The following is an 11,270-nucleotide window of genomic DNA, read 5'->3' as shown; positions in this document are numbered from 1 at the left end:
CGGAACGGGTGCGGATGCAGGTGCATCCGCACCCGTTCCGCGTCCCACGACCCGGCGACGACGAGCATCACGGCGCGGTCGGCCAGGTGTCGGCGACCATCATGGCCGGGATCGAGACGGACACGAGGACGACGGTCAGCAGTGTCGAGCTGACGTCGAACCGCCACATGAGTCCGTTCAGGATGCCGTCGACGACGCCCGGCTTGTAGAAGTTGAGACGGCACGGAAGCGCCACACGCAGTCCGATGCAACGCAGAAGCCCCGCATTCCGATGAAATGCGGGGCTTGTTCGCTCCCCCACTTGGACTCGAACCAAGAACCTATCGGTTAACAGCCGATTGCTCTGCCAATTGAGCTATGGAGGATCACGCGCATTCGGACCTCACGGCGCCTCTTGCGTGCAGAGATACTGTAGCAAAGGGATGCCCCGACTCCCAATTCGAGGCGGCCTCGCATCTGTGCGCCGTCTGAACAGGCGTCAGTAGCCCGCGTCGAGATCGATCCGACCGACGAACTCGGCCTCGCCGAGGAAGGCTCGGACGTTGTGCTCGACCCGTGCCGCGAGCAGCGCGGGCGTCGTCGCCATCGCGTCGGCGACGTGCGGTGTGATGACGCAATCGGGCGAGCTCCACAGCGGATGCCCCGCCGGAAGCGGTTCGGGATCGGTGACGTCGAGCCCCGCACCGCCGAGCCACCCCGACTCGAGCGCGGCGACCAGGGCCGCCGTGTCGATGATCGGGCCACGACCCACGTTGACGACGACCGCACCGGGCGCAAGGGCGCCGAGCACCTCGGCTCCAACGGCCCCACGCGTCTCGTCCGTCAGCGCGGCCGCGACGATGAGCACGTCGGCGCCCTTCACGACCTCGGCGAGACGATCGAGCGTCACCGTGCGGGCGGCGCCCGGGAGCTCGCCGGCACTCCGGCGCACCACCGAGGCGCGCACCCCGAACGGCGCGAGCAGGCGCAGCAGCTCGACCGCGATGCCGCCGGCACCGACGATGACGACCTCGGCGCCGTGCAGGCTGCGGCTCGAGTGGTCGCGCCGCCACTCGCCGGCGCGCACCCGTCGCGGAATCCGGCGGAGCAGCGCGAGCGTCAACGTCAGGGCGTGCTCGGCGACCGGACCGGCGTACACGCCCTTGCCGCTCGTCCACACGCGCCCGTCGCCGCGGAACCGCGGCAGGACCTCGGCGAACGGGTCGATGCCCGCCCACGGCAGCTGCACCCACTCGACCCCGGGTGCTCGCTCCAGCGCCTCGACGAGGGCGGCACCGCCCGACGAGCCGCTCCACACGATGCCGCGCGTTCGGGCGTCGAGCGGGGCGACCGCTCCCCCGGCCCGCTCCACCGCGGCCACGAGCTCGGGCTCGGCCTCGGGCACGACCGCGATCGTGCCGCGGGCGTCGACCGTGCCGCGCGCGGCCGAGGCATCCGTCATGCCAGTGGCTCGGCCAGGTCGTCGATGACCGCGTGCCCGCCGTCGAGCGCCCCCGCGAGGGCCTGGACGTACGGGTGATGCGGGTCGTGGAAGACCTCCTCGATGGTGCCGATCGCAGCGAGCTCGCCGCGATCGAGCACCGCGATGCGGTCGGCGACGCTGCGCAGCACCGGCAGGTCGTGGGTGATCATCACCGCCGAGAACGCGTGCCGCTCGCCGAGCTCGGCGATCAACTGCGCCACCGCATCGCGCACCGTGAGGTCGATGCCCGCCGTCGGCTCATCGGCGATGAGCACCGAGGGGCCGAGCACGAGGGCACGCGCGAGCGCGACACGCTGGCGCTGCCCGCCGCTCAGCTCGTACGGGTACTTCTCGAGCATGCCGAGCGGCAGTCGCACCCCGTCGAGCATGGTGGCGACCCGGGTCGCGAGCGCCTTGGCGTTGTACCGGCGGTCGCGCTCGAGGATGGGCTCGCCGATGATCTCGGCGACGCTGTGATCGGGCGGCAGCGTCGACGCGGCATCTTGAGGCAGGTAGCCGACGTGGAACCGGTACTCGGCGACCTTGCGCTTCGGCAGACCGCGCAGCGGCTGGCCGAGCACGGTCGCCTGACCGCCGGTGATCACCGGGCGCGCCTCGTTCGAGCGCGTCTCGAAGGCCACGCCCGAGAGCACCTTCGCGAGCGTCGACTTGCCGCTGCCCGCACTGCCGAGCACGCCGAGCACCTCGCCCGGCGCGACCTGCAGCGTCAGGCCGTGCAGGGCCACGTGCGCCGGGCTGGCACCGCGCGGCGGATACTCGAGCGACAGGTCGCTCAGGACGATCGGGTACCCGTGTGCCGCGCCGCGCATCAGTTCGCCTCCCGGAGTCGGCGGAGTTCCTCTCGGCGTTCGGCCTGCGCGACCGGGTCGGGCACCGGCAGCGAAGCGAGCAGGCGCTGCGTGTACGGGTCGCGCGGCGCGCCGAGCACCTCGGCGCCCGTGCCCTCCTCGACGAGGCGCCCGTGGTACAGCACCGCGATGCGGTCGGCCAGCAGGTCGACGACGGCGAGGTCGTGGCTGATGAACAGCGACGCGAAGCCGAACTCGCGCTGCAGCTCGGCGAAGAGCTCGAGCACGCGCGCCTGCACCGAGACGTCGAGCGCGCTCGTCGGCTCGTCGGCGATGAGCAGCTCGGGCTCGAGCGCGAGCGAGCGCGCGAGGCTCGCGCGCTGGCGCTGGCCGCCCGAGAGCTCGTGCGGGTAGCGGTCGCCGTACGCCTTCGGCAGCTGCACCGCCTCGAGCAGCTCGTCGACGCGGGGGCGCGCCGCGACGGCGTCACCGGCACGGCCGTGGATGATGAGCGGCTCGGCGACGCACTCGGCGATCGTCAGCAGCGGGTTGAAGCTCGACGCCGGGTCCTGGAAGACGAACCCGATGCGGCTGCGCAACGGGCGGAACTCACGCTCCGAGAAGCCGTTCATCTCGTGCCCGAGCACCCTGAGCGAGCCGCCCGTGACCTTGGTGAGGCCGGCGATCGACCGACCGATCGTGGTCTTGCCCGAACCCGACTCGCCGACGAGCCCCAGGACCTCGCCGGGCCGGATCACGAGGTCGACGCCGTCGACCGCGCGGAAGCCGGGCCTGCCGAAGCGCCCCGGGTAGACGATCTCGAGCCCCTGCGCGGCGACGACCGGTGCCTGCTCGGCCCAGCCCGCGGGGCGGGCCGCCGCACGCTCGGCGGTCTTCGCCGAGCCGGTGCCGACGTAGGGCACTGCGGCGAGCAGGGCCTTCGTGTACTCGGCCTTCGGTGCCGAGAACAGGGTCTTCGCATCCGCCACTTCGACGACCTTGCCCTGGTACATCACCGCGACCCGGTCGGCGAGATCGGCGACGACACCCATGTTGTGGGTGATGAGCACGATGCCCATGCCGAACTCGTCGCGGCAGCGGCGCAGCAGGTCGAGGATCTCGGCCTGGACCGTGACGTCGAGCGCCGTCGTCGGCTCGTCGGCGACGATGAGCCCCGGGTCGAGCACGAGCGCCATCGCGATCACGATGCGCTGCTTCTGACCGCCCGAGAACTCGTGCGGGTAGTGGTCGATGCGCACCTCGGGCTCGGGGATGCCGACGCGACGCAGCACGTCGATCGCCTTCGCGCGGGCCTCCTTCTTCGAGAGATCGGAGTGCGCGCGCAGGCCCTCGATGATCTGCCACCCGACGGTGTAGACCGGGTTGAGCGCGGTCGACGGCTCCTGGAAGACCATGGCGACGTCAGTGCCGCGGATGGCCCGGAGCGTGCGCTTCGGGATCGAGACCACGTCGTGCTGGGCCGTTCCCGCCTTGTTCGACAGGATCACCGCCCCGCTCGCCGTCGCCGTCTCGGGGAGGAGGCCGAGGATCGTCTTCGCGGTCACGGTCTTGCCGCTGCCCGACTCGCCGACGATCGCGAGCACCTCGCCGCGTTCGACCGACAGCGAGACGCCGTCGACCGCCTTCACCGCACCGGCGTCGGTCGAGAACGAGACGCCGAGCCCTTCGATGCTCACCACCGTGCTCATGGCTTGACCTCGATCCCGTGTTCGTCGAATGTCGCTTCGTCTTCCAGTCCGGCGAGGCCCCCGGGGCCGGCCGTCAGCGTGCCGCCGGGCACGACCGAGGTCTCCGCGACGACGCCCGACGACTGGGCGACCCGGCGGCGACCGCGCAGGCGCGGGTCGGCGAGGTCGTTGAGGCTCTCGCCGACGAGCGTGATTCCGAGCACCACGAGCACGATCGCGAGACCGGGGTAGAGCGAGGTCCACCAGATCCCGCTCGTGACGTCGGAGAGCGCCTTGTTGAGGTCGTAGCCCCACTCGGCCGCGGCGGTCGGCTCGATGCCGAATCCGAGGAAGCCGAGGCCGGCGAGCGTGAGGATCGCCTCCGACGAGTTCAGCGTGAAGATGAGCGGCAGCGTGCGGGTCGCATTGCGCAGCACGTGGCGGAACATGATGCGGCTGTTCGACGCGCCGAGCACCTTGGCCGACTCGACGAAGGCCTCGGCCTTGATGCGCACCGTCTCTGCACGGATCACCCGGAAGTACTGCGGGATGAAGACGACGGTGATCGAGAGCGCCGCCGCGAGCACGCCGCCCCACAGGTTCGACTGGCCGCCCGAGATCGCGATCGCCATGACCATCGCGAGCAGCAGCGAGGGGAACGCGTAGATCGCGTCGCACACGACGACGAGCACCCGGTCGAGCCAACCGCCGAAGTACCCCGACAGGAGGCCGAGCAGCACGCCGGCGAAGATCGACAGGATCACCGCGATGATGATCACGAGGATCGCGGTCTGCGCGCCCCAGATCGTGCGGGAGAGCACGTCGTACCCGCCGACCGTGGTGCCGAACGGATGCTCCGCCGACGGCGGCTGCTGGCTGCCGAACGGGCCGTCGGCGTTGCGCAGCTGTGCGAATCCGTACGGCGCGAGGAGCGGCGCGAAGACCGCGGTCAGGATGAAGATCGCGGTGATGATCAGGCCCGCGACGAGCATGCCGCGCTGGAGGCCCACACTCTGGCGGAGCTGGTGCACGACGGGGATGCGGTCGCGGAGCCGGCGCTTCTGCGCGGGCGCCGCGACGGCGTTCGATGCGGTGGTCGACATGTCAGTACCTCACCCTCGGGTCGATGAGCGCCGCGATGATGTCGACGATGAAGTTCGTGAGGGCCACGATGACGGCGAGCAGGGCGACGATGCCCTGCACGGCGACGAAGTCGCGCGCCTGGATGTACTCGACCAGCTGGAAGCCGAGGCCCTTCCACTCGAAGGTCGTCTCGGTGAGCACGGCGCCGCCGAGGAGGACCGCGATCTGCAGGCCGATGACCGTGATGATCGGGATGAGCGCCGGGCGGTAGGCGTGCTTGCGCAGCAGCCGCGACTCGGCGACGCCGCGCGAGCGGGCCGCGTCGACGTAGTCGGTGCCGAGCGTGCCGATGACGTTCGTGCGCACGAGGCGGAGGAAGACGCCGGCGGTGAGCAGGCCGAGCGCGATCGCCGGGAGCACCGCGTGGGCGAGCACGTCGCCGAGCACTGCGGGGTCGCCGGTCATGATCGCGTCGATCGTGTAGAAGCCCGTCTTGTTCGGCAGGAACTCCATCTCGATCGTCGCCCCGGTCGAGGCGCGGCCCGCGACCGGCAGCCACTTCAGCCAGACCGCGAAGACGAGCTTCAGCAGGAGGCCGGCGAAGAACACCGGCGTCGCATAGCAGAGGATCGCGAAGACGCGGAGGAGCGCGTCCTGACCCTTGTCGCGGAAGTAGGCCGCGATGAGCCCGAAGGGGATGCCGACGGCGAACGCGACGAGGAGCGAATAGAAGGCGAGCTCGAAGGTGGCGCTGCCGTAGGTGAACAGCACCTCGGTGACCGGCCGGTTGTCGCTGATGGTCATGCCGAAGTCGCCGGTGAAGACGCCGCCCATGTACTCGAGGTACTGGACGATGAGCGGTCGGTCGAAGCCCGCGGCGTGGATGCGCTCCGCGAGCTGGTCGGGCGGCAACTGGCCGCCCAGCGCTGCGGTGATCGGGTCACCGGTCGTGCGCATGATGAGGAACACCACGCTCACCAGGATGAACACCGTGGGGATGATGAGGAGTGCGCGGATGATGATGTAGCGGCCGAGGCTGCCGCCCGAGGATCTCTTGGATCGCTTCCGGACGGGATCAGCGCCGGTGGCGGCCGTCGTCGTTGAGGTCAATGTTCGCCAATCAGGGGTGTGGCTCGAATGCGGGTGGCCCGCTCACGAAGAGCGGGCCACCCGTTCCGGTATCAAAGCGACTCTAGTCGCTCAGTTCGCTCAGCCCTTGGTGAGCGAGGCGAATCGGAACTTGAACGAACCGTCGAGGACCGCGCCGTCGATGTCGGTGCCGGTGACGGCCACCTGGGCGCCCTGGAGGTACGGCACGGTCGACAGGTCGGCCGCCACCTTCTCCTGGATCTCCTCGATGATGGCGGTGCGCGCGGCGACGTCGGTCGTCACGGCCTGCTCGAGGATGAGGTCGTTGACCTCGGGGTTGTCGTAGTGGTTGCTGAGGAAGTTCTCCTTGAGGAAGAACGGCGTCAGGTAGTTGTCGGCGTCCGAGTAGTCGGGGAACCAACCGAGCTGGTAGGCCGGGTAGACGTCGGCGACGCGGTCCTCGGAGTACTGCACCCACTCGGTGGTCTGCAGGTTCACCGTGAACAGGCCGTCGGCCTCGAGCTGGTCCTTGATGAGCGCGTACTCGTCGGCCGACGAGGGGCCGTAGTGGTCGTTCGAGTACTGGAGGTTCAGCTCGACCGGCGTGGTGACGCCGGCAGCCTCGAGCGCCGCCTTGGCCTTCTCGGCGTCGGGCGCACCGGCGCCGTCGCCGTAGAGCTCCTTCAGGGGCTCGACCGCGCCGGCCAGGCCCGCGGGGATGTAGGAGTACAGCGGCGTGTAGGTGCCCTTGTAGACCTGCTCGCCGAGCTCCTCGCGGTCGATGAGGCCGGCGACGGCCTGACGGACGGCGAGAGCCTTGGCCGGGTCGGCCTCGGGGGTCTTCGCGCCGTAGGGCTGCGTGTCGAAGTTGAAGACGATGTAGCGGATCTCGCCGCCGGGGCCGTCGACGACCTTGACCTTGTCGTTGCCCTTCAGGTCGTCGATGTCGGTCGCAGACAGGCTGCGGTACGCGACGTCGATGTTGCCCTCCTGGACGTCGAGCTTCATGTTCGACGACTCGGCGTAGTACTTCAGGTTGACCGTGTCGGTCGACGCCTCGGCGAGCAGGCCCTTGTACTCGGGGTTCTTCTTGAACGAGATCAGGTTGTTGAAGTCGTAGCTCGCGATCTGGTACGGGCCGCCGAAGGCCTTCGCCTCGACGATGTCGTCGTCGGAAGTGAGGGCGTCGGGCGAGAACACCTCGTCGTCGACGATGGCGCCCGGGAAGCTCGTGAGGATGAGCGGGAAGACCTGGTCGTTCTCGGCCTTGAGGTGGAACACGACGGTGGTGTCGTCGGGGGCGTCGACGCTCTCGAGGTTGTAGAGCAGGCTCGACGCGCCGTTCGGGTCGGCGATCTTCAGCTGACGGTCGAACGAGAACTTCACGTCGGACGAGGTGAGGTCGTTGCCGTTCGCCCACTTGAGCCCGGCGGGCAGCGTGACCGTGTACTCGGTCGGCGCGGTGAACTCGGCGGACTCGGCGAGGTCGGGCACGACGTCGGTGCTCTCGTAGTCGGTGTTCAGCAGGTACGGGAAGACCTGCGTCTGCACCGCGAGCGAACCGTTGTCGTACGAACCGGCCGGGTCGAGCGTCGTGACCTTGTCGGTCGTGCCGACCGTGATCGAACCGCCCGAAGCGTTGTCGCCGTCGCCACCGCCGGCCGAGCAGCCGGCGAGCACGAGCGCGGCCGCCGAGAGTCCGGCTGCCGCGATGAGCGCGCGGCGGCCGTTCTTGGTTGCGGATGTCATATCCGTCTACCTCTTCCTGTCAGGACTGAAGCGCACCGCGGCTTCCACGGCGCGTTCTCGTATCACTCAGAGGTAGCACAACGATCCGAAGTGATGCAGGGAGGTGCCGTCGAACGTCGGAATGTTTACCGATCTGCAACCTTGCGCGCAACGGATCGTCGCACGGCGTCGCACGGCGACGGATTCCGTCAGTCGGCGCGAAGCGCCCGGCGCTCCTGCTCGAGCTCGACGAGGGCGCGCTGCAACGCCGAGAAGGTCGCCTGGTCGCCGGTCGACAGCCGCTGCAACCGACCGAGCAGCTCGGACTTCTGGCGCAGCAGCTCGCGGTCGATGAGCGAGCTCACCACCCCGCGCGCCCACGCCTCGAGCTCGGTGTCGTTGCGCTGCGGCACGGGCAGCACCGCGAGCTGCTGCACGACCCCGGCGAACGGCGCGGGCACCTCGGCGACGACCCGATCGACGCGCAGCCTCGGATCGGTCGACCCGAGCACCGCAGCGACGCCGTCGCGCACGACGGCGAGCGTCGCGTCGCCGAATCGCGAGTCGACCGCGTGCCGGAGGAGTTCGTCGCCGACGCGGTCGGGGAACTGCAGCATGGCCTGCAGGGCATCGCGCTCGAGCCTCGTCGACGGGTCGTTCGGCAGGGTCGCGATCGAGAACGGACGCTCGGTCGCCTCCCCCGCGTTCGAGGCGGGCGGTGCGGATGCCTCGCCCCGCGGCTGCGGCGCCGTCCCCGGTGCGCGACCGCGGCTTCCCCCGCCGGCGCCGCGCACCGCGCGGGTCACCTCGGCGAGCTCCATGCCGAGCATGCGGGCGAGCTCGCGCGTGTAGCCGGGCCGCAGCGAGGCATCGCGGATCTCGGCGACGATGGGCGCCGCGGCGCGGAGCGCGCCGACCCGGCCTTCGACGGTCTCGAGGTCGTAGCGGTTCAGCGTGTGCCGGATCACGAACTCGAACATCGGCACCTTCGTCTCGACGAGGGTGCGCACCGCGCCGTCGCCGCGAGCCAGCCGGAGGTCGCAGGGGTCGAGGCCGTCGGGCGCCACCGCGACGAAGGTCTGGGCCGCGAAGCGCTGCTCTTCGGCGAAGGCTCGCATCGCGGCCTGCTGGCCGGCGGCGTCGCCGTCGAAGGTGAACACGACCTCGCCAACCCCTGAGGAGTCGCCGAGCACGCGCCGCAGCACCTTGATGTGGTCGACGCCGAACGCCGTGCCGCAGGTCGCGATCGCCGTCGTCACGCCGGCGAGGTGGCAGGCCATGACATCGGTGTACCCCTCGACCACGACCACGCGATGCGTCTTCGAGATGTCGCGCTTGGCGAGGTCGAGCCCGTAGAGCACCTGCGACTTGTGGTAGACCGCCGTCTCGGGGGTGTTCAGGTACTTGGGGCCCTTGTCGTCGTCGAGCAGGCGCCGGGCGCCGAAGCCGACGGTCTGGCCCGTGACATCCCTGATGGGCCAGACGAGGCGGCCGCGGAACCGGTCGTAGACCCCGCGGTCGCCCTGCGAGACGAGCCCGGCGGCGCTCAGCTCTTCGGCGGAGTAGCCCTTCGCCTTCAGGTGATTCGTCAGCGCGTCCCAGCTCTTCGGCGCGAAGCCGACGCCGAACCGGCGGGCCGCCTCGGCGTCGAAGCCGCGCTCGCCGAGGAACCGGCGGCCGATCTCGGCCTCGGGCGCGCCGAGCTTCTCGACGAAGAACTCGGCGGCGGCCTGGTTCGCCGCGAGCAGCCGCGCGCGGTTGCCGTGGTCGGGCGCCTGCCCGCCGTCTTCGTAGTGCAGCTCGAAGCCGATGCGGCCGGCGAGCCGCTCGACCGCCTCGGTGAACGAGACGTGGTCCATGCGCTGCATGAAGGTGTAGACGTCACCCGACTCGCCGCAGCCGAAGCAGTGGTAGTAGCCGACGCCGGGCCGGACGTTGAAGCTCGGGCTGCGCTCGTCGTGGAAGGGGCACAGGCCCTTCAGCGAACCGACTCCGGCCGACTTCAGGCTGACGTGGTCGCCGATGATGTCGGCGATGTTCGTGCGGGCCTTCACCTCGTCGACATCGCTCTGTCGAATTCGGCCCGCCATGCTCACATCCTAATCTCGGTCGACGGTTCACTGGGCGGGTCTGCGGCGGCCGCGGCCGCGCCGGTCAGCGCTGCACGAGCCGTTCGTACCAGCTGAGCGCCGACTGGTCGGTGAGGCTCGCGACCTGGTCGACGACGACCCGCTTGCGCGCGGCGTCGTCTGGCGCGGCCGCCCAGTCTTCCGCGAAGCCCGCGTCGAGGTGCTCGTCGCCGCTCGCGTACAGCACGTCGGCGAGCGAGCCCAGCACCTGCCGCTGCTGGAGGTAGATCGGCTGGCGCGTGTTGCGCGACATCACGAAGGCCGCGACGATGCCCTTCAGCACCGCGATCTCGGCCTGGATCTCGCGAGGCACGACGACGTCGGCGTCGAAGCGGATGAGGCTCGCGAGCGGGAACGCCGAACGCGTCGCCTCGGTCGCCGAGTGCGCGAAACGCCCGATGAGCTGGCTCGTCAGGTTCTTCAGCCGCGCCTGGTCGCGTCGGCTGCCCGTCCACTCGTCGAGCCACCCGTCGAGCGAGTCGAGCCGGTCGAACGCCGCGATGAGCTCGTCGTGCGGGATCGCACCGCCCACCCACTCGTGCATCGAGGCGACGAGCTCGTCGTGGTCGACGCGGGCGCCGAGCGCCGCGACGTCGATGTAGCCGCCGACGATCGCGTCCTCGAAGTCGTGCACCGAGTAGGCGATGTCGTCGGAGAGGTCCATCACCTGCGCCTCGATGCAGAGCCGACGCTCGGGTGCGCCCGCGCGCAGCCACTCGAACACCGCGACGTCGTCGTGGTAGAAGCCGAACTTCTGCCGCCCCGACGGGTCGGCGACCCCCGTCGCCTCGGGCCACGGGTACTTGCAGCTCGCGTCGAGGCTCGCGCGCGTCAGGTTCAGGCCGTAGCTGCGGCCGTCGTCGCCGAACACCTTCGGCTCGAGCCGGGTGAGCAGGCGCAGGGTCTGCGCGTTGCCCTCGAACCCGCCGATGTCGGCAGCCCAGTCGTTGAGCGCCTTCTCGCCGTTGTGGCCGAACGGCGGGTGGCCGAGGTCGTGGGCGAGGCACGCGGTGTCGACGACGTCGGGGTCGAGCGCGAGGTTCTCGGCGAGTTCGCGCCCGATCTGGGCGACCTCGAGCGAGTGGGTGAGCCGGTTGCGCGCGAAGTCGAGGCCCGAGGTCGGGCTCAGCACCTGCGTCTTCGCCGCGAGGCGTCGGAGCGCGCTCGAGTGCAGCAGGCGCGCCCGGTCGCGCGCGAAGTCGCTGCGCCGCGAGGAGTGCTCTTCGGGCAGCATCCGTTCGGTGTCGACGGCCTCGTAGCCGCCGAAGAGTCGATCTGCCAC

Annotated in this window: 9 protein-coding genes and 1 tRNA gene; all 10 read right to left on the bottom strand. The window is 70.3% G+C overall.

What is annotated here, in order from left to right:
- Positions 1-67: 67 nt before the first annotated feature.
- Entirely contained in the window at positions 68-235 is a 168-nt protein-coding gene (locus tag ACFVAJ_RS13655) for a hypothetical protein (RefSeq protein ID WP_376944952.1), read from the bottom strand.
- A gap of 57 nt (positions 236-292) precedes the next feature.
- Positions 293-365 (bottom strand) — tRNA-Asn (locus ACFVAJ_RS13650).
- Positions 366-478: 113 nt separating this feature from the next.
- Positions 479-1,441, bottom strand: a complete 963-nt coding sequence (locus tag ACFVAJ_RS13645) for a D-isomer specific 2-hydroxyacid dehydrogenase family protein (RefSeq protein ID WP_376944950.1) — start codon at positions 1,439-1,441, stop codon at positions 479-481.
- Positions 1,438-2,292 carry an ABC transporter ATP-binding protein gene (locus ACFVAJ_RS13640; protein WP_376944948.1) on the bottom strand — a complete coding sequence of 285 codons (855 nt, stop codon included), beginning with the start codon at positions 2,290-2,292 and terminating at the stop codon, positions 1,438-1,440. The genes ACFVAJ_RS13645 and ACFVAJ_RS13640 overlap by 4 nt, the downstream gene beginning before the upstream one ends.
- The gene (locus ACFVAJ_RS13635; RefSeq protein ID WP_376944946.1) at positions 2,292-3,980 is read right to left on the bottom strand and encodes an ABC transporter ATP-binding protein; all 1,689 of its coding nucleotides are present in this window, start codon (positions 3,978-3,980) and stop codon (positions 2,292-2,294) included. The genes ACFVAJ_RS13640 and ACFVAJ_RS13635 overlap by 1 nt, the downstream gene beginning before the upstream one ends.
- Positions 3,977-5,062 (bottom strand): ABC transporter permease, encoded by a 1,086-nt coding sequence (locus ACFVAJ_RS13630; protein ID WP_376944944.1) that lies wholly within the window; start codon positions 5,060-5,062, stop codon positions 3,977-3,979. Before ACFVAJ_RS13630 ends, ACFVAJ_RS13635 begins: the two co-directional genes overlap by 4 nt.
- Position 5,063: 1 nt before the next feature.
- On the bottom strand, positions 5,064-6,152 hold the full coding sequence (locus ACFVAJ_RS13625) for an ABC transporter permease (RefSeq protein ID WP_376944942.1): 1,089 nt from the start codon (positions 6,150-6,152) through the stop codon (positions 5,064-5,066).
- Positions 6,153-6,251: 99 nt separating this feature from the next.
- Positions 6,252-7,880: an ABC transporter substrate-binding protein gene (locus ACFVAJ_RS13620; protein ID WP_376944940.1), complete on the bottom strand. Its 1,629-nt coding sequence runs from the start codon at positions 7,878-7,880 to the stop codon at positions 6,252-6,254.
- Positions 7,881-8,068: 188 nt separating this feature from the next.
- Positions 8,069-9,949 carry a DNA primase gene (gene dnaG / locus ACFVAJ_RS13615; protein ID WP_376944938.1) on the bottom strand — a complete coding sequence of 627 codons (1,881 nt, stop codon included), beginning with the start codon at positions 9,947-9,949 and terminating at the stop codon, positions 8,069-8,071.
- 64 nt (positions 9,950-10,013) lie between these two features.
- Positions 10,014-11,270, bottom strand: coding sequence for a deoxyguanosinetriphosphate triphosphohydrolase (locus ACFVAJ_RS13610; protein WP_376944936.1), 1,257 nt, complete (start codon positions 11,268-11,270; stop codon positions 10,014-10,016).

This window comes from Agromyces sp. NPDC057679 (assembly GCF_042799635.1).
Lineage (GTDB): Bacteria > Actinomycetota > Actinomycetes > Actinomycetales > Microbacteriaceae > Agromyces.
This window is presented reverse-complemented; position numbering and strand designations above follow the sequence as displayed.

Excerpts from the sequence above, each read along its gene's own strand:
- ACFVAJ_RS13645 (WP_376944950.1), bottom strand. The coding sequence starts at position 1,441 with ATGACGGATGCCTCGGCCGCGCGCGGCACGGTCGACGCCCGCGGCACG.
- ACFVAJ_RS13640 (WP_376944948.1), bottom strand. The coding sequence starts at position 2,292 with ATGCGCGGCGCGGCACACGGGTACCCGATCGTCCTGAGCGACCTGTCG.
- ACFVAJ_RS13635 (WP_376944946.1), bottom strand. The coding sequence starts at position 3,980 with ATGAGCACGGTGGTGAGCATCGAAGGGCTCGGCGTCTCGTTCTCGACC.
- ACFVAJ_RS13630 (WP_376944944.1), bottom strand. The coding sequence starts at position 5,062 with ATGTCGACCACCGCATCGAACGCCGTCGCGGCGCCCGCGCAGAAGCGC.
- ACFVAJ_RS13620 (WP_376944940.1), bottom strand. The coding sequence starts at position 7,880 with ATGACATCCGCAACCAAGAACGGCCGCCGCGCGCTCATCGCGGCAGCC.
- dnaG (WP_376944938.1), bottom strand. The coding sequence starts at position 9,949 with ATGGCGGGCCGAATTCGACAGAGCGATGTCGACGAGGTGAAGGCCCGC.